Here is a 17,570-nt window from a genome sequence, read left to right as displayed (position 1 = left end):
TTTCTCATTATGTTGCGGGCTGTTTATAACAGCGCCAGAAGGAATACCAGTTCGCCAAGCTCGATTGCCGCGCCCAGTGTGTCGCCGGTCTGCCCACCCAGCGTACGTTTCAGCATCTGACCGAGCACGAAGATAGCCAGCAGGGTTGCCGCCAACGCGATCCCCCCTTTTGTCCCTAACAAACCGACCACCGCCAACGCCGTTATCACCAGAGTGACCAGCGTATCCCGACCGGAAACCTTGCCAATAAACAGATTCCCCAGCCCCTCATCGCGGGCATAGCGATGGCCGAACATCAGTAATACCGCTCCACCGCGCCCCACTGCACAGGCGGCAGCCAGCGCGGCAATCATGCTGGTGTCGCGCAGTTGCAACTCGCTGAGGGTCAGGATCTTCGCCACCACCACAAACACCAGCGCCAGACCACCGTGGGTACCAAGGCGGCTGTCGCGCATGATCTCCAGCATCCGCTCACGTCGGCGGGCGGAAAACACGCCATCGCAGGTATCCGCCAGACCATCAAGGTGAAAACCACCCGTCAGCAACGCCAGTGCCAGCACACAGAACAACGCCGCCAGCGGCCCACCGCACCAGGGTTGCAGCCCCACCAGCACGATGCCGCTGAGCGCGCCCAGCAGCAGCCCGACCAGCGGAAAAGTCACAATGCCACGCACATAATCCGCCACATCCAGCCCCTGCACACAGCGCCCGGGCACGGGTATGCGGCTGATAAACGACAGCGTGGCGAAAAAAAGCTTCATCATTTGATTTTGACTCCAATACCGGACACCACCAACCAGACATGATCCGCCGCCTGCGCCAGCCGTTGATTCACGCGGCCAGCGATGTCGCGAAAGTGACGTGCCAGACGGTTTTCCGGCACGATGCCCATCCCCACTTCATTGGTCACCAGCACCACCGGCGACGGGCAGGCCGCACAGGCGGCAATCAGCATATCAATCTCATGCTGCACCTGTGCTTCCAGCGTCGTGTAATCCCAGCTATCGGGATCGTCAGCGCCGCCATAAGCAAACAGTAGATTGGTCACCAGTGTCGTGATGCACTCCAGCAACACCGCTTCATTGGGGGCATTGTCAGGGGTAATAATTTCAGCGAGCTGTTGCCATCGCTCTTCAGTGCGCCAGTGCGCCGGGCGACTGTCCCGGTGATGCTGAATGCGCGCCGCCATCTCCTCATCGAAAATGTGCGAGGTAGCGATATACAACACCCCGTCGGCGCTGGCGACCAGCGACTCGGCATGGCGGCTTTTGCCACTGCGCGCACCGCCGGTAACAAGGGTTAACATGCTGGCTCCTGATGTTGCTGCATAATCTGATAAATGCGTTCAATATCCACATGCTCACGCATGGCGCTGGCCAGCAGATCGAACTGCTGCGCTTTATACTGCGCATAACTGACGGCGGCATCCAGCGGTGGCATGCCTTTACGCTGACGCAGGCCGTTGATGAACGCGCGGGTAAAGGCATCGCTGTCAAACAAACCGTGCAGGTAAGTGCCGAACACCTGCCCATCGTCGCTGACTGCGCCATCCGCCACGCGCTGCCCCGCTTTGTGCAGCCACAATGCCGGACGGCACCCACTGTGCAATGTGGTTTCTCCCAGATGGATTTCGTAACCACGCAAGCCAAGCCCGGCGCAGCCCGCCATCCAGCCAGGCAACGTCTCCTGCAAGGTCGCGTCGACAAGCGTTGTGGTTTTGTCACGGGCAAAACGGGTGACGGTATCCAGCAGCCCCAGACCTGGCAATGTCCCCAGCCCGGACTCCACCTCGTCAATGATCATCTCACCAAGCATCTGATAACCGCCGCAAACGCCGATCACCGGTACGCCCGTATGATGCGCATCCAGCACCGCTTTTGCCAGCCCGCACTCACGAAGCCAGGTTAAATCGCTAAGGGTGTTTTTACTGCCCGGCAGAATCACTGCATCGGCGCTGTGCAGCGCTTCCGGGGTGCGCACATACTGCACGCGCACATCCGGCTGGGCCGCCAGCGCGTTAAAATCGGTAAAGTTAGAAATGTGTGGCAACTGCACCACTGCAATCTCTACCGCCCGCTCACCGGTGCGCAGATATTTACCACGCTGCAACGCCACGCCATCCTCATCTTCCAGGTCGACGTCCAACCACGGCATCACGCCGATCACCGGCACGCCGGTCAGTGCTTCAATCTGTTTAATGCCGGGGGTAAGCAGCGCCACATCGCCGCGAAATTTATTGATAATTACCCCTTTGACCCGCCAGCGCTCATGCTCCTGCAACAGCGCCAGCGTACCGTAAATCGCGGCAAACACGCCGCCCCGGTCGATATCTGCCACCAGGATAACCGCGCAACCGGCCATCTCCGCCATCCCCATATTGACGATATCCCGGTCGCGCAGGTTGATCTCCGCCGGGCTACCCGCTCCTTCCAGTACCAGCGCGTCATACTCCTGTGCCAGGCTGTGATAAACATCGATAATCTGCTGGCGCAGACGCGGTTTATAGTCGTGGTAGCTCACCGCGTCCATATCGGTCGCGACTTTGCCCATCAGCACCACTTGCGCCTTGCGGTCGCTGGTGGGTTTAAGCAGCACCGGGTTCATTCGCACATCGGGGAGGATACCTGCGGCCTCGGCCTGAAATATCTGCGCACGTCCCATCTCCTGGCCGTCCGGCGTAATCCCCGAGTTGAGCGCCATATTTTGCGACTTAAACGGCGCGATCCTGAGTCCGTCCTGATGAAAAATACGGCACAGCCCGGCGACCAGCACGCTTTTGCCCACATCCGAAGCGGTTCCTTGCAGCATAATAGCCTGCGTCATGACGCCTCCTTCACCGGCATCGCCCGCATACGGGCATAAAATTCATCTTCGCTTTTGCACAGCGGAAACCCCAACTCGCTGTGCAATTTAACCAACCACGGCTGCGTCAGCCCGGCTTCTTCTATCAGCGCCCGGCGGGCAAACACCTCGCCTGGCGCACCGTGCGTCAGCAACTCGCCGCGTCGTAGCACGTACACGGCGTCGCAGATTTCATACATTAAATCAATGTCATGACTGGAAATCACCACATGATTTCCTTGCGCAACAATGCGCCGGATAAGGGTCAGCATCTGCGTACGCCCGGCGGGGTCAAGCCCGGCAGTAGGTTCATCCAGCAGCAGATATTTTGCCTGCAACACCAACGCGCCTGCGATGGCCACGCGTTTTTTTTGCCCGTGGCTCAGGCACTGAATAGGCTGATGACGAAACGACTGTGCATCCACCAGTGTCAACGCATCCTCTACGCGGCGGGCGATCTCGGCTTCCGGCACGCCGATATTGCGCAAACTAAAGGCAATATCGCTATCAATATCGGTATAGAAAATTTGCTGATCGGGATCCTGAAATACGGTCGTGACCTGCTGGCGCAGCGCCAGCAGTGCGCGTTTACTGTAATCCAGCGGTTTCCCCTGCCACTGCACCGTCCCCTGTTGCGGGCGTAAAATGCCGCTCAGGTTCATAAACAGCGTGGATTTGCCGCAGCCGTTCGCACCGACCAGCCCGGTTACCGGCTGGCGGGAAAAGTCGAGGCTGAGCCCTTTCAGTATGGGTTCATCCTGGTAACGGAACCACAGGTTATCGGTGGCCAGCATGCCAGATCCTCACAGGTGAAAATCACCCTGATAAAGTTTGATATCCAGCGTGGTCGCCAGCGCTTTGTAGCGCAGCAGCACGCGGGTAAATAACAGGCTGACCAGCATCGCCAGCGAGCGGTACCCCTGGGGCAAGGTGCGGTAACCAAAACGCAGCGTCTGCGCCCGGTGAATCGCCGCCGCTTCCTCCAGCAGGATAAAGATAAAGCGCCAAATGAGCAGGATCTGTTCCGTCAACAGGCGCGGCACGTGCGCGCGCTTCAGCAGCAGAATCAACTGCGGAAACGGCAGATTCAGCACCAGCCAGAAGGTCGCCGACAACGCCGCCAGACTACGCCACAGCGTGGCGTTCGCTGCCGCCAGCCCTTCCGGCAGCACACCAAGCCAGACGTGCCCCAGTTGCACGCCAAACAGTAAATGCAGCGGTTCTCGGGTCACACTGAACAGGATCGTTACGATGCCCACCAGTAAAAATCCCAGCGGAATTGCCATCCAGCGCAGCCAGCGCCACAGCGACATGCGCAGCAGCCAACAGGTGAACGCCGCGATAAAAACCAGCAAAATCCCCTGTCCGAGTGGCGGCAGAGAAAACGCCAGCGCCATCATCAATAGCCAGCAGAAGAACTTGCGCTCCGGCGCGAGCGTAGCCCAACGGCTCTGGTAGCAGAGCCGATCAAGACCGTTCGCTATCATGCTGTCTGCCTTTCATATAACCGAGAATGTAGAAAATCACCGCTGCGCCAATCGAGCCTTGCAACGTAAACAGCAGGCTTTCGATCTCGCCGCTTGCCGGTTTATACAGCGGCTGGAACCACGGCTGGTAATGCGGCGCAACCGCCTGGATCTGGCTTTCCGCTTGCCCATCGGAACCACCGTATTCGCCGCCATGGTCGATAAAGAAAGGCATGATCACCAGAGCAATCACCATCGCCAGTAAAATCAGGGTCTTTTTCATCTTACTCCTCCTGTGAGGTAATAAGCTGTCGCCGGGTAAGCTGATCGTCGATCATCACGGTCAGCAGCCCTTCAGCAATGGCAATGGGGATTTGCGTCAGGCAGAAGATGCCCATAAATTTCACCACCGATCCGGTCATCCCGTGCAACGGATCCGGAAAGGCGACACCCAGTTGCACCGATGTCACGAAATAGGTCACCAGATCGGCGAGCATGGCACAGAGAAACACCGCCACATCACGGCGGAATCCCGCACGGCAAGCCAGTTTCCACACCAGGTAGCCCGCCACCGGACCAATCACAGCCATCGACATGCCGTTAGCGCCAAGCGTGGTTAATCCGCCGTGCGCCAGCAAGAGTGCCTGAAACAGCAGCACAATCGCACCAAGGACCGCCACCACGCCCGGACCAAACAGAATCACCGCCAGCCCCACGCCAGTTGGATGGGAACAACTGCCGGTCACCGAGGGAATTTTCAGCGCCGACAAGACAAAAATAAACGCGCCACACAGCGCCAGCAGCACTTTCTGGTTGGTGTCATCCGCGACAATGCGGCGCAAGCGCACCAGTCCGTACCACAGGCAGGGCAGGAATAACAGCCACCAGGCCAGCGCCCACATTGGCGGCAGGAAACCTTCCATGATGTGCATGGCAAACGCCTCCTGCGGCACCACCATCAGCAACATGGCGGCGGCGAGGCCACTGAAGGACAACGGTTTCAGTTGGTGCACTTTCATACCCTCACCCACTGTTTATTGACCAGGATAGTCGAAAAATAGGGTAGCGGCTGATCGTCGCTAACCTCACCCAGATGCCGCCAAGATTGCTCTCCCGGTAGCGTGGCTTCCGACATCATCAGGGCGCAGTTGAGCAAGCCCGCCTCATGCAGCAACGTTTTGATGCGGGCAAAACGGCCATACACTTTCATCAGCACCAGGCTGTCGTGCTGCTGTAACGCCCGCCGGATATCACTCTCCGACGCGGTGCAGGAGAGAACCGCCAGCGACTGCTGCTCCATGGCCAGCGGCGTCTGTGTGCGCGCGGCAATGGCGGCAAACGATGTCACGCCTGGGACGATCTCCACGTGTTCCGGGTGTTGCAGGCGTTGCAACAAAAACACCCAGGTGCTGAATAACATCGCATCGCCAAGGGTGATAAAACCGACCTGCTTACCGGCCTGCACTTCCGTGTCCAGCGCGGCGGCAACCTCATCCCACACGGCTTCTTTTTCCGCGCTGTCGGCGCTCATTGGGAAATGGCAACAGCGCACGTCAGTCTGTTCGCCCAGGTATTCCCGCACAATGGAGAGTGCCAGGCTGTCTCCCCCTTTGCGCCCGGCAGGGGCATAGAGCACATCCAGGTTACCGAGGATACGCGCGCCGCGCACGGTGATCAGATCCGCCGCGCCAGGACCGGTGCTCAGGGCGTAAAGTTTGCCGCTCATGCTGCGGCCTCCAGCGTCTGCGCCAGTGCCTGTTGCAGATGGCGGACAAACATCGCCCGCACATCGGCGTTTTCCCCCAAGCCTTGCAACCACGGTGTGGCGGCAATACCAACCCGTTCAAACTGTGTTTTCCAGGAGTCGTCATCGTCAGACGCCATATCGTTGATCGCGTGATCGCCTGCCACCAGCATCAGCGGCATCAGGTGGACGGCGTTGACCCCTTCATGGCGCAACCCATCAATCAGCAGATCGATCTCCGGGTAACTCTCCACCGCGCCAACCCGCGCAGGAAAACGATGAGCGGCCATCATATGGTCGAGACAGGCGTACGCGGAAAACGCGTGATGACTGGCACCATGGCCCATAAACACCACTCGCTCATTCGGGCCAACCTGTGGCATCTGGCGGGATAGTGCCTGCATCAGATGCAGATAATCGTCATGACTGCTGAGCAGCGGCGCGCCAATCACCAGCCGTTGAAACAGCGGGCGCAGGCTCTGCACTTCGCGGACAATTTTTTCGTACTCATCACCGTTAATGATGTGCAATGACTGGATCGCCACATCCTGGTAGCCCGCGTCAGCGAGTTTTTGCAGCGCCTGCAATGGGGTATCGATATGCAGGTTGTCGCGCTGTTTCAGTTTGCGGATGATCATGCCGGAGGTGAACGCACGAAACAGCGTGCGCTCCGGGCAACTGGCCGCCAGCTCACGCTCACAGGCAACAATATTTTTCTCACACGTGTCGTGATAACTGGTGCCAAAGCTCACCACTAAAAGTGCTTTTTTCATTCTGTTCTCCTCACTGTGTCGCCAGCCAGCGTCGCAACCGCCGTGAAAATGCGTCCTGACTGTCCAGTCTCTCTTCGCCCACCACGACTGTCTGCGGACGGGTAATAACAATGCACGGAATGCCGGCTGCAAGTGCAGGCTCTATTTTTTCCAGGTACCCCCCTTCTGCACCGGAGGCTTTGGTGATCATTACTTCGACCCGGTACTGGCGGTAAAAGGCGGCGTTAAACTCCGCGCTGAACGGACCGCAGAGCGCAAAAATATCGCCCACGCCAAAGCCCTGCGCCGCACAATGCGCCACCACGTCCGGCACCGGCAACACCCGCGCCAACAGCGTTTTGCCTGGTAATCCCTCGCGCCAGCGCGCCAGATCTTTACTGCCGGTGGTGAGCAAAATGCGCTCGCCCAGCTCACGGGCTTTCTCACAGGCGTCTTCCAGCGAGGCAACATAAAACAACAACGGATGCGTTAAATCCGGCACCTGCTCCGGACGCTGGTAGCGGCTTAACAACACCTGCGCCTGTTCACAGGCATGGGCAATATTGCGGCTTACCACATCAGCGTAAGGGTGAGAGGCATCAATCACCCAGCGGGTGCGATTTTGTTGCAACCAGGCCACCATCTCGCTCGGTTCCATGCGGCCGCAACGCACCTGACCGCGAATATTCCCCGCCAGTTGTTGCCCGGCTGGCGTCGCCACCGACAGCGTGTACTCCACACCCGCCGCGTCCAGTTGCTGGCAAATCTGCCGCGCATCGCTGGTTCCGCCAATCACCAGTACGTCGCCCGCCTTCACAGGCTGTAGCCTCGCGGGGTGATCATCAGCCCGTTTTGCACATAGGTGGCGCGGTTGCCGACGATCACCAGGCTGGTCATATCAATAGGTTCAAAGTCCATCGTGCCCAGCGTAGTCAGCCACTTCTCCTCTTTTTTCCGCCCGGCGGATTTCACCACACCAACCGGGGTATCTGCGTGTTTACTGGCCGCCAACAGGTCAAACGCGCGTGCCAGGTGGCCTTCACGACCCCGGCTGCGCGGGTTGTAGAAACAGATCACAAAGTCCGCTTCACCGGCAGCAACGATACGCTTTTCAATCACTGACCATGGCGTCATCAAATCGCTGAGACTGATATGGCAGAAGTCATGCATCAACGGTGCGCCAAGCAATGCGGCGGCAGCGATACTGGCGGTCATACCCGGTACCAGACGGACGTCCACATCCCGTTGTTGTTTGCCGACCAGCTCCAGCACCAGCCCGGCCATACCGTATATCCCGGCGTCGCCGCTGCTGATCAGCGCCACGTTATGCCCGGCCTGCGCCAGTTCAATCGCCGCCTGGCAGCGTTCGATCTCTTTGCACATGCCGGTTTTGATCACCTGTTTATCACCGGTAAAGGCTTTCACCAGATGGGTGTAGGTTTTATAACCAACAACGATGTCCGCCGCTTGCAACGCTTCGACCGCTTCCATGGTCATCATTGCCTGTGAGCCAGGGCCAATCCCGATTACCGTTAACATCAGTGTGAAACTCCCAAAGTAATAGTCACGCCCTGCTCGCGCAGGGTCTCGCCCACCAGTTGCCCCCGACTCATCAGCCAGGCTGCCGGGCCGGAAACGCTCCCGACACCGGCGGTTTGCCGCACAAATTCGGAGGCGGGAAAATGGTGTTCGTGCTGACGCAGCATGTCAGCGCTGAACACTTCAAACGGCACATGCAGGCTTTGCGCAAGCTGCACCAGCCCTTGCTCATCTTGTTTAAGCGTGATGCTTCCCACCGCGCGTAGCGCCAGCGGATCGAAAGCGTGTGCATGCAGTTGCCGCTGCAACAACAACGACAACAGCGCAAACGGCGTATCCCGCCGACAGCCAATGCCCGCCACCACGCGCCTGGGCACCAGCTTGTAGACCGGTAGTGAAAGCGCAGGTAACTCAGCCTGCGTCGTCACACAGACCAATGCATCCAGCTCCGGTAACGCGTCCAGATCCGCCACCGTAATAAAGCCACGCGTATCACAGCCTGCAACGTCTTCGCGCATTGGTGCGTCGCACCACAGGCCGATGCGTTTACCGCTCACCAGCATGTGGTTGATGGTCTTTACCGCCGGGCGGAAGCCATCCATCCGCGCGTCAAGCTGGCTTGCCAGCATATCCAGCGCCGCCAGTTCGTTAACATCTGTGGCGGTGGTGATCACCGGATCGGCGTCCAGCACCCCGGCCAGATAGCGCGCCAGCGCATTGGCCCCGCCGTAGTGCCCGGAAAGCAGGCTGATCACATGCTGCCCGCGCTCATCAATCACGATCACCGCCGGATCAAAAAACTTGTCATTGACCAGCGGGGCGATAACGCGTACGGCGATGCCCGTCGCGCCAATAAAAATCACCGCCGAAGAGTGGCTGAACGCCTCACGCAAGGTCTGTGCAAAACCGCCTTCAAAGGGCGCAAACCCCTCCCTGTGCAGCTTCTCACTGGTAAAGCAGGTCATCGGCAGCGCCGGTTTCAGGCGCTCAGCCAGCGCCATACCGGCGGGCGTCAGGCAAAACAGCGCAATAGATTCAGGCTTTACGGTATTCATGGCTAAAGTCCGCCGCATAGAGCCGGGAGTAGTGATACTCCTCCCCCAGAAACGCGCCCACGAGGATCAGCGCGGTTTTGCGGATCCCGGCCTCGCGTACCTTGTCGCCGATATCGGCCAGCGTGCCGCGTACGGTCTGGCTCTCCGGCCATGTCGCTTTGTAAACAACGGCGACAGGCGTAGTGTGTGGATAGCCGCCTTCGATCAATCGCTCCGCCACGCGGTGAATGCGTTGTACGGAGAGGTAAATCGCCATGGAGGTCTGATGAGTGGCGAACGACTCCAGCTGTTCGCGTGGCGGCACCGGCGTACGCCCTTCCAGGCGGGTGATGATCAGGCTCTGCGACACCTCCGGCACGGTGTACTCCACCCCCAATTCCGCCGCCGCGCCCAAAAACGCACTGACGCCCGGGACCACCTGCCAGCGGATACCACGGCGGGTTAACACTTCGCCCTGCTCGCGCACTGAGCCATACAGCGAAACATCGCCGGTTTGCAGCCGCACCACCACTTTTCCGGCTTTAACCCCGGCTTCCATCAGATCGATAATCTGCTCAAGGTGCAGTTCAGCGCTGTCATAGCACTCGGCATCCGCCGGGCAATAATCCAGCAGTTCGGTGTTGATCAACGACCCGGCGTAAATCACCACCTGCGCCTGTTGCAACAACCGGTAGCCTTTGAGCGTAATCAGTTCCTTATCGCCCGGCCCCGCGCCAACAAACCAGACGGTATGCGCCTCCACGGTCTCAGCCATGGTGTTTCTCCTTTTCGCAGGAAATCAAATAAACGGGATTATTCGGTTTGAAGTAGTGACCACTGCCAAGCCCGGTGAGCCGGGAGACTTGGATCTGCTGGCACTCCAGCGCGGTTACATGGCGGGCGGCAAGGTGCGACAGTGCAGTGTTGAGGTTTTCCTGCAGGATAAAGGTCATCACCAGTCGGCCTCCGGGATTCAGTTGCGCCAGCGACCAGTCAATCAGTTGCGTCAGGTTGCCGCCGCTGCCGCCCATAAACACGGCGTCTGCCGGTTGTTCAACAAACAACGGTGCGACTCCGGAAACAATGGCAATGTTGCGGCAGCCAAAATGCAGGCAGTTCTCTTCCAACAGCCCAAGCGCTGCCGGGCTGCGCTCAATGGCGGTCACCCGCAACTGTGGATGAGTGAGCGCCGCTTCAATACTGACGCTGCCGGTTCCCGCGCCTATATCGATCAGGTGGCGCGCCTGTTGTAGATCCAGCTTTGACAGCGCCAGCGCACGCACCGCCTCTTTGGTCATCGGCACCTTTTCACCGCGAATAAACAGCTCATCTTTCATTGAGGATCACCACCACATTCATCTCGTATTGCGCGTGAACATCCGCTGGCCGTAACCACTGGATACGTTCGTTGTCCATGCCAAGATTTTCGCCAATCACCAGCCAACGATCGGCGGCACCACGGGCGATAAGCGCATCGGCAATGACTTTCGGACCACAGCGCGCGTCGGTGACCATCGCCACTTTGGGTTCGCGGGCAAGCCGATCAAAATCCACCTCACGCCCGTGGCTGCTGGTCAGCCAGATGTCGTTCATATCGATCCCGGTGCGCGAGCAAAGGTACTGCGCGGCGCTGATGCCGGGGATAATCTGTAACTGCGCAATGCCAAAGTGCGCGACCAGCCGGGTACCGATGCCGTAAAACAGCGGATCGCCGGAGGCCAGCACCACCACCCGTCGCGCTGTCTGTTGCTCCAGCCAGGCAAGCAGCGCGAGGATATCGCTATCCAGCGCGCGCACTTCTCCGCCAAATGCCGGAAATTGCGCCAGATGGCGCTTGCCGCCGACCAGCACATCCGCCTGCGCCACGGCCTCTAACGCCTGCGGCGTCATCAGGGCAAGATGGCCCGGCCCCATACCGGCTACCGTCAGCATTGCAGCTCCCGGGCAATCGCCTCTGGCGAGCGGTTAGCGCCCAGTATTTTGTTTTCAAAAGAGAATAAAATGGCGTCGCACTGCGGTGGGGTTTGCGTAAAGCGCAGCATCTGCTCAATACGCTGGCAAATCCGCCGCGCAAGATGGTCGTAGAGATGGTTAAACCCGGCGGCGTCGATGTGCTCCATCGCTGCTTCGGTGGTATCGCAGTCGCTGACCGCCAGCAGCAACGCGTGCGGCGCACCAAGCAACGCCAGGTGCGCGACCAGAGTTTCCATACGCGCATCAGCAATGTGGCTGTGGGTATGAAAGATACCGGCGGCGATTTTCACCAGCTTGCCAGGGTGACCCACCAGCACAATCTGCCGGTAGCCCATGCGCACCGCTTCTTCGATCATGTAGCCCACGAAATTACTCATCGTCACAACATGCTCGCCGGAGACGCCCAGTTGTTCGCGAACGAAACGCTCGCCGTGGTTGCCAGGAACGAGGATCACCCGCTCCATCCCGCCCGCACGTTTTTGCTCCAGTTCCAGCGACAGCGAACGTTTCCAGCTCTCTTCGGACATCGGCGTCACGATGCCGGTGGTGCCAATAATTGAAATACCGCCAAGGATGCCAAGCCGCCCGTTGTAGGTTTTCTTCGCCCGCGCTTCCCCTTCCGGGGCGAAAATTTCCACCTCCGCGCCGCGCGTCGGGCCAATCACTTCACGCACGGCGGCCTCAATGGTCTGCCGCGGCGTGCGATTGATCGCCGCTTCGCCCACCGCAAGGCCAATGCCTTTACGGGTTACCCTACCCACGCCTTCGCCACCGCGCAGCGTAATGTTGCCGCTGTCGTTTACCGTCACGCGGGCAAAAATCAGCATGCCGTGCGTCGCGTCCACATCATCGCCCCCGTCTTTGCGGATAGCGGCCATCGCCTGTTGCCCCTCAATATGCGGCGATTCCACGTTGAGACGCAGCGTGACGCCGGAGGGCGTGACAATCGACACCTGGTGAATGATGTGTTGGCGCAGCACCATCAGTGCGGCGACTTTTGCCGCCGCCGTCGCGCAGGAGCCGGTGGTGTAACCTTTGCGTAGCGCTTTGCCGTTATGCCACACCGGGTCGTCAAAGGCTGGCTCACTCATTGTGCCTCCCGCAGGCTGTAGAGCAATGCATTGATAATGGCAGCGGCGACGTTGCTGCCCCCTTTGCGACCACGGGCGGCAATCGCCGGTAAACCGCTTTCCACCAGCGCCTCTTTTGACTCTTCCGCCCCCACAAAACCGACCGGCACGCCCACGACGCCACTCACCTGTGCCTTATGTTCGAGCAGACGAAACAGCGCGGTGGGCGCATTGCCAAAGACAAAGATTTTTTCCCCCGCGTCACCCAGGGCCAGATCCACCGCCGCCATAGAACGGGTGATGCCGTCCGCTTTGGCTCTGCGCACCACTCGGGGGTCGGAGATATAACAACGCACTTCGCTGCCAAACTGCGCCAGCAGCGTTTTATTGATGCCGGAGAGTGCCATGGTGGTATCGGTATAGAGGGAGCAACCGCATTGAATCGCCGTACACAACCTGTCCAGCGCATCCGGGGAGAAGTGCAGAATATCCAGCCATTCGAAATCGGCGGTGGTGTGAATGACCCGTTTGATCACCGCTTCATGCAGCGGGCTGGCAAAACGGTAATCAGGACGGGTGTCATGAATGATCTCGCCGATAATGACAAAGCTTTTGGCTTCAATAGCCTGCGGTTGCTGCAGGTAATCCATTTTTTCCATCCTCAGGCTCCCGCCAGTAGGTAATGCGTCAGCGCAAACAACGCCAGCGCCAGCGTGGAGGCCACCCACATCAGGCCAATGGTTCGTGGAATGTCATCCACTTCAATGGCGCGGTGTTCATCACCAATCCAGGGTTTTTCGACGCGTTCGCCGAAGTAGTCATTCGGCCCGCCAAGACGGACACCCAGCGCCCCGGCAACAGTACCTTCCGGCCACGCGCAGTTAGGGCTGCTGTGATGACGTCGATCGCGAAAACCGATACGAAATGCGTTGCGGGCGTGGTGGCCGCATAACAGGGTCGCTGCGCTCAACAGTAACCAGCTCAGCCGTGCCGGAATGAAGTTCGCCACATCGTCCAGCCGGGCGCTGACCATGCCTATGGCACGGTATTTTTCATGTTTGTAGCCAACCATCGAGTCCAGCGTATTCACCGCTTTATAGGCCATGGCCAGCGGCGCGCCGCCGATCAGTAAGAAGAACAGCGGCGCAATCACGCCATCTACGGTGTTTTCCGCCACGGTCTCCACCACGGCGCGGGTGATCTGCGGCGGTTGCAGGTGCGCCGTGTCGCGCCCGACAATCCATGACAATTTTTCGCGGCTGTCGCTGAGCGAGCCACGGCGCAGCGCGTTTTCCACCTCCCGCGCCATATCTGCCAGGCAGCGCGTCGCCAGCGTGGTGTAGATGATCCACACCTGCACACACCAGCCAAACCAAGGATGGATAGTCGTCGCCAACGCCAGCACGCCCCAGCTCACCGCCCAGGTGATGCCCACGACCAGCAACCACATCACACCACCGCCAACGCGCAATGCGGTATCACTGTGACACCGTCGCCGCACCACGCGCTGGATGTGCGTAATCAGCGCACCAATCCAGCGTACCGGGTGCGGCCAGTGCGGCGGATCGCCAAGCAGACGATCGAGGAGAAACGCCGCACACCATGCCAGTAACGTCATAAGGCCCTCCTTGCTGCCTGAAACCAGTGGTTGAGCATCTGCGGACGTTGCCCGAAATGCAGATGCAGATAGCTGGCGAAGGTATTTCCCACCTGCCAGCCCCCCTGCCAGTGTTTCACTACCTCACCATCGCGGGTTTTGTAGCAATCCAGCACGGCAGCATGCTGCGGAGTAAAGTCGGAGTAATGGAATTCGTGCCCCCTCAAGATCTCGCCCGATGCCGCGAGTAGCGTCTGTTGCGTGGCGCGGGCCTCACAGTAACCAAAGCGCGTCAGCCGTGTGCCCATTACGCTATGACCGGGGATGACATCAGCCATCGGCCAGTGGTGGCCGTCCGCATCACACAATGTGGTACCGAGGTACATCAGGCCACCACATTCGGCGTAGATTGCCACGCCGCGCTGGTGGGCGGCCCGAATGGCGTCACGCATCGGCTGATTGGCTGACAATGCACGCGCATGCAACTCCGGGTATCCCCCGCCCAGCCACACCATCTGGCACGCTGGCAATGTGCAGTCATGCAGTGGGCTGAAACGCACAATACGAACGCCAGCGCGTTCCAGCAGCAGCAGGTTATCCGGGTAGTAAAAGTTGAAGGCGTCGTCGTCCGCCAGCGCCAGCGTCAACCCGGTCCCGGCCTGTTCCTGCTCCAGAGAAGGTATATTGCCGTCCGGCAGACGGGTAATGGCACTCAGGGCGAGCAACCGATGGATATCCACGGTCTGCGCCAGGCGGTCGGCAAAGTCGCGCCACGGCTGCGCATCCACGATGGATTCACGGGCAGTGACCAGCCCAAGATGGCGTTCGGGCAGTGCCACGCCCGGCACGGTCGGCACATACCCCAGCACCGGCACCGCGCAGAAATGTTCGATGGCCTGTTTAAGCAGCTGATAATGGCTGTCGCTATTGACGCGGTTAACAATCACGCCGGCAATCGGTAATTGCGGGTCGAAATGGCAAAAGCCCATCACCGTGGCGGCAATTGATGTGGAGACCGATTTGCCGTCTACCAGCAGGATCACCGGCACGCCAAGCTGTTTCGCCAGTCCGGCGCTGCTGCAATAGTGAGGGTCAGTGCCATAGCCATCGTAGAGCCCCATTACGCCTTCGATAACGGCAATATCAGCGGCGAGCAAATGCTGTGTAAACAGAGCATTAAGCGTGGGTTCCGGCAGCATAAAGCTGTCGAGGTTGCGGGACGGAATGCCGGTTACGGCGCTGTGCCAGGCGGTGTCGATATAGTCCGGGCCGACTTTAAAAGGCTGCACGCGCAGGCCGAGGCGCTGCAAAACGGTGAGCAACCCGAGCGTGACAGTGGTTTTCCCACAGCCACTGCCCGTGCCGGCAAGGATAAAGGCGCTGCGCCTGTCTGACATTCCTGAAGCCCCGTTGCGGGTGGGAAAGGTGGGGTCAGGACGCGCGTCTGCCCAGTCTGTCGACTGTACGCTTCTGAGCAACCCACTTCCCACCGAAGTTGTTGATAACTGCCCATCCGGTCGGTCTTCTGGCTTAGCGTCATCCTCGCCCGTCCTTCCCGATCCTGCGATCAGTGGTGATTACGGGGTTGTCAGCATCACAGCAGCGGGGGCTGCGGGGGATTTTCACCCCCTTCCCTGCCGCAACAACGTGCGGCGTAACCGGATGGATTATTCATCACGGTGTAAAATTGTCACCGCAATGTTGTCCCTGAATGCACTATATCGAAGCAGGGAAATAAAAACTGATTCAGTGTATCGGGGCGGAGACAATAATTTGTTGCGCTATAACAATGTATTGCGCACCCCGTTGATTAAAGCCTTATACAGCCTTGATTCAAATGGGTATTACGCCATATTCGAATAGCAAAATAGTGTTATCGGAAAATTCATTCCCGTCATAGTTTGCATTATTCTGCAAACGGAAGTCTGGCGGAAAACCTGGCAAAAATAGCCGGCTTGAGAAATGTCTAAATTGCGCGCAATACTGGCGATGCTCCGCCGCATGCATTACGGTGATGCACCTCGATGATGCTTCCCGCTTTCACGGAGTGGCCAGATACCTGCCAAATGCGAGTGAAGCAGTCGGTTGTCACGCTCCGGCGTTGATTGTGATGGGAGAAGTGGTGTCATAGCGGGAATCTCTGGCGTTCGCCGGGCCAAAATGACACTATCCGGGCTTTCGATTTAAAGGAGCAGCGCTGTGGCGCAGGCACACTGTCCCGCATCCTGCGGTGAACTTATCCAGGGCTGGATCCTGGGCAGCGAAAAACTGGTGTCTTGCCCGGTGGATTGGTACAGCAGCGTGGAGGTGACCTACGGCGCACCGCTGCCGGATGAGCGCCCGCTTACCCGCGCCATGATTCGGCTGCTGCTTGAGCACTGGCGGTTACCGGCAAGCCTGACGCACACGCTGCGCATTGACTGCCGCTCCACCATTCCCGTCGCCAAAGGCATGGCCAGCAGTACCGCCGACATTGCCGCCACTGCCGTTGCCGCCGCCTGCCACCTTGACCAGCCACTGGATGAGCCGACGCTGGCAAAACTGTGTGTGGCGCTGGAGCCTACCGACAGTACCCTCTTTTCCGCACTGACATTGTTCGACCATCATGACGCGCAAACACACATTGCCTGCAATGGCCTGCCGCAAATGGAAGTACTGGTGCTCGAAAGCCCGTTAACACTGACCACCGCGGATTATCACCGTCTCCCGCGCCAGCAGATTTTGCAGGATAACGCCAGAACGCTGGATCTGGCGTGGCAAAAATTACAACAGGCGTGCCAGCGCAACGACCCTTCGCTGCTCGGCGAAGCCACCACGCTCAGCGCCATGGCCAGCCAGGCATTATTACCGAAACCCGCGTTCAACACGCTACTGGAGGTCGTGGAGCGCTACGGGTTATACGGTCTGAATGTGGCTCATAGCGGCAGCGTGGTCGGGCTGTTGCTCGACAGTGCACGGCACGATGTGGATGAGGTTCGGGAGGGGTTAAATACCCTGAAGTTGCTGGCGCACTGGCCGCAAAATCATTTGCTGAAAATGGTTGCCGGGGGCATCCGGCAGGACGGCGAGAGGCGAACCTCTCACCGCTGAAGAGATTATTCCGGTTTGGCGTCAACCGGCTTCAGTTCGCCCATGGTTTTGAGTTTTTTGGAGATGTCACGACGCTCTTTCGACAGCTCGGCGTTTTTAATGATGTAGTCATCAACGCGATCTTCATAGTCGGTCTTCATGCTGGCAATGATGCCCTGGATGGCTTCAACGCTCATGCCCGGCTTGATATAGTCGCTGAGGTTGTCCAGCAGCAGTACGCGCTTCTGGTTATCACGGATCTTCTTCTCAACGTCCTGAATTTCGCGTTGCAGTTTATTCTTGCGGCGGAACAGACGCACAAACTCCAGAACATCCTGGAATGAAGGCTTACTCGTTTCCATTTTTACACCCCTGATTATGTGAGATTCGGATTCGTTAAAGCAACGGCATGGAGGCAAACCTAACCCAAAGCCATTGCATCTGACAATGATTTTTCCTTTTCCCTATCATAACCTCAAATGTA

Annotated in this window: 21 protein-coding genes and 1 riboswitch; of the genes, 1 reads left to right on the top strand and 20 read right to left on the bottom strand. The window is 58.8% G+C overall.

All coding sequences use genetic code 11. The features are described 5' to 3' along the window. Positions 1–23: 23 nt before the first annotated feature. From cobS to ABGA49_RS05770, 19 genes are read right to left on the bottom strand one after another with little or no spacing between them, the layout of a single operon-like run. Positions 24–764 (bottom strand): adenosylcobinamide-GDP ribazoletransferase, encoded by a 741-nt coding sequence (gene cobS / locus ABGA49_RS05860; protein ID WP_061494182.1) that lies wholly within the window; start codon positions 762–764, stop codon positions 24–26. Next, the gene (gene cobU / locus ABGA49_RS05855) at positions 761–1,306 is read right to left on the bottom strand and encodes a bifunctional adenosylcobinamide kinase/adenosylcobinamide-phosphate guanylyltransferase (protein ID WP_134317948.1); all 546 of its coding nucleotides are present in this window, start codon (positions 1,304–1,306) and stop codon (positions 761–763) included. The genes cobS and cobU overlap by 4 nt, the downstream gene beginning before the upstream one ends. Beyond that, positions 1,300–2,823: a cobyric acid synthase gene (locus tag ABGA49_RS05850; RefSeq protein WP_347665274.1), complete on the bottom strand. Its 1,524-nt coding sequence runs from the start codon at positions 2,821–2,823 to the stop codon at positions 1,300–1,302. The genes cobU and ABGA49_RS05850 overlap by 7 nt, the downstream gene beginning before the upstream one ends. Further along, a complete protein-coding gene (locus ABGA49_RS05845; protein ID WP_347665273.1) occupies positions 2,820–3,635 on the bottom strand; it encodes an energy-coupling factor ABC transporter ATP-binding protein in 816 nt (271 codons plus the stop codon). Before ABGA49_RS05845 ends, ABGA49_RS05850 begins: the two co-directional genes overlap by 4 nt. Before the next feature lie 9 nt (positions 3,636–3,644). Beyond that, entirely contained in the window at positions 3,645–4,328 is a 684-nt protein-coding gene (locus ABGA49_RS05840) for an energy-coupling factor ABC transporter transmembrane protein (protein WP_347665272.1), read from the bottom strand. After that, on the bottom strand, positions 4,309–4,590 hold the full coding sequence (locus ABGA49_RS05835; protein ID WP_347665271.1) for an energy-coupling factor ABC transporter substrate-binding protein: 282 nt from the start codon (positions 4,588–4,590) through the stop codon (positions 4,309–4,311). Before ABGA49_RS05835 ends, ABGA49_RS05840 begins: the two co-directional genes overlap by 20 nt. A gap of 1 nt (position 4,591) precedes the next feature. Continuing rightward, a complete protein-coding gene (cbiM, locus tag ABGA49_RS05830) occupies positions 4,592–5,326 on the bottom strand; it encodes a cobalt ECF transporter S component CbiM (RefSeq protein ID WP_088238026.1) in 735 nt (244 codons plus the stop codon). After that, the gene (locus ABGA49_RS05825) at positions 5,323–6,033 is read right to left on the bottom strand and encodes a cobalt-factor II C(20)-methyltransferase (protein ID WP_347665270.1); all 711 of its coding nucleotides are present in this window, start codon (positions 6,031–6,033) and stop codon (positions 5,323–5,325) included. The genes cbiM and ABGA49_RS05825 overlap by 4 nt, the downstream gene beginning before the upstream one ends. Further along, complete coding sequence (locus tag ABGA49_RS05820) at positions 6,030–6,824, bottom strand: sirohydrochlorin cobaltochelatase (protein ID WP_061494171.1); 795 nt, start codon at positions 6,822–6,824, stop codon at positions 6,030–6,032. Before ABGA49_RS05820 ends, ABGA49_RS05825 begins: the two co-directional genes overlap by 4 nt. 10 nt (positions 6,825–6,834) lie before the next feature. Next, positions 6,835–7,620: a cobalt-precorrin-6A reductase gene (locus ABGA49_RS05815; protein WP_061494169.1), complete on the bottom strand. Its 786-nt coding sequence runs from the start codon at positions 7,618–7,620 to the stop codon at positions 6,835–6,837. Next, positions 7,617–8,342: a precorrin-3B C(17)-methyltransferase gene (locus tag ABGA49_RS05810; RefSeq protein WP_347665269.1), complete on the bottom strand. Its 726-nt coding sequence runs from the start codon at positions 8,340–8,342 to the stop codon at positions 7,617–7,619. Before ABGA49_RS05810 ends, ABGA49_RS05815 begins: the two co-directional genes overlap by 4 nt. Next, complete coding sequence (gene cbiG, locus ABGA49_RS05805; protein ID WP_347665268.1) at positions 8,342–9,397, bottom strand: cobalt-precorrin 5A hydrolase; 1,056 nt, start codon at positions 9,395–9,397, stop codon at positions 8,342–8,344. Before cbiG ends, ABGA49_RS05810 begins: the two co-directional genes overlap by 1 nt. Beyond that, a complete protein-coding gene (locus ABGA49_RS05800; RefSeq protein ID WP_347665267.1) occupies positions 9,378–10,151 on the bottom strand; it encodes a cobalt-precorrin-4 methyltransferase in 774 nt (257 codons plus the stop codon). The genes cbiG and ABGA49_RS05800 overlap by 20 nt, the downstream gene beginning before the upstream one ends. Next, positions 10,144–10,713 carry a decarboxylating cobalt-precorrin-6B (C(15))-methyltransferase gene (locus ABGA49_RS05795; RefSeq protein WP_061494162.1) on the bottom strand — a complete coding sequence of 190 codons (570 nt, stop codon included), beginning with the start codon at positions 10,711–10,713 and terminating at the stop codon, positions 10,144–10,146. Before ABGA49_RS05795 ends, ABGA49_RS05800 begins: the two co-directional genes overlap by 8 nt. Next, the gene (gene cbiE, locus ABGA49_RS05790) at positions 10,703–11,308 is read right to left on the bottom strand and encodes a precorrin-6y C5,15-methyltransferase (decarboxylating) subunit CbiE (protein WP_347665266.1); all 606 of its coding nucleotides are present in this window, start codon (positions 11,306–11,308) and stop codon (positions 10,703–10,705) included. The genes ABGA49_RS05795 and cbiE overlap by 11 nt, the downstream gene beginning before the upstream one ends. Continuing rightward, positions 11,302–12,441 (bottom strand): cobalt-precorrin-5B (C(1))-methyltransferase CbiD, encoded by a 1,140-nt coding sequence (gene cbiD / locus ABGA49_RS05785; RefSeq protein WP_061494159.1) that lies wholly within the window; start codon positions 12,439–12,441, stop codon positions 11,302–11,304. Before cbiD ends, cbiE begins: the two co-directional genes overlap by 7 nt. Then, positions 12,438–13,070 carry a cobalt-precorrin-8 methylmutase gene (locus ABGA49_RS05780; protein ID WP_061499863.1) on the bottom strand — a complete coding sequence of 211 codons (633 nt, stop codon included), beginning with the start codon at positions 13,068–13,070 and terminating at the stop codon, positions 12,438–12,440. The genes cbiD and ABGA49_RS05780 overlap by 4 nt, the downstream gene beginning before the upstream one ends. An 11-nt stretch (positions 13,071–13,081) precedes the next feature. After that, the gene (gene cbiB / locus ABGA49_RS05775) at positions 13,082–14,038 is read right to left on the bottom strand and encodes an adenosylcobinamide-phosphate synthase CbiB (protein WP_134317939.1); all 957 of its coding nucleotides are present in this window, start codon (positions 14,036–14,038) and stop codon (positions 13,082–13,084) included. Next, positions 14,035–15,414, bottom strand: coding sequence for a cobyrinate a,c-diamide synthase (locus tag ABGA49_RS05770; protein ID WP_347665265.1), 1,380 nt, complete (start codon positions 15,412–15,414; stop codon positions 14,035–14,037). Before ABGA49_RS05770 ends, cbiB begins: the two co-directional genes overlap by 4 nt. 100 nt (positions 15,415–15,514) lie before the next feature. Then, positions 15,515–15,695: riboswitch (cobalamin riboswitch) on the bottom strand. A gap of 521 nt (positions 15,696–16,216) precedes the next feature. On the opposite strand from ABGA49_RS05770, the gene ABGA49_RS05765 reads away from it, so the two are divergent. Then, on the top strand, positions 16,217–17,107 hold the full coding sequence (locus ABGA49_RS05765) for an L-threonine kinase (RefSeq protein ID WP_347665264.1): 891 nt from the start codon (positions 16,217–16,219) through the stop codon (positions 17,105–17,107). A gap of 5 nt (positions 17,108–17,112) precedes the next feature. On the opposite strand, the gene ABGA49_RS05760 is transcribed toward ABGA49_RS05765, so the two are convergent. After that, positions 17,113–17,448: a DUF496 family protein gene (locus ABGA49_RS05760; RefSeq protein ID WP_347665263.1), complete on the bottom strand. Its 336-nt coding sequence runs from the start codon at positions 17,446–17,448 to the stop codon at positions 17,113–17,115. Between the last annotated feature and the right edge of the window lie 122 nt (positions 17,449–17,570).

The organism is Kosakonia sp. WA-90 (genome assembly GCF_039871955.1).
Classification (GTDB): Bacteria; Pseudomonadota; Gammaproteobacteria; order Enterobacterales; family Enterobacteriaceae; genus Kosakonia; species Kosakonia oryzendophytica.
Note: the sequence above shows the minus strand (reverse complement) of the source record. Positions and strands in the feature narration are given on the sequence as shown.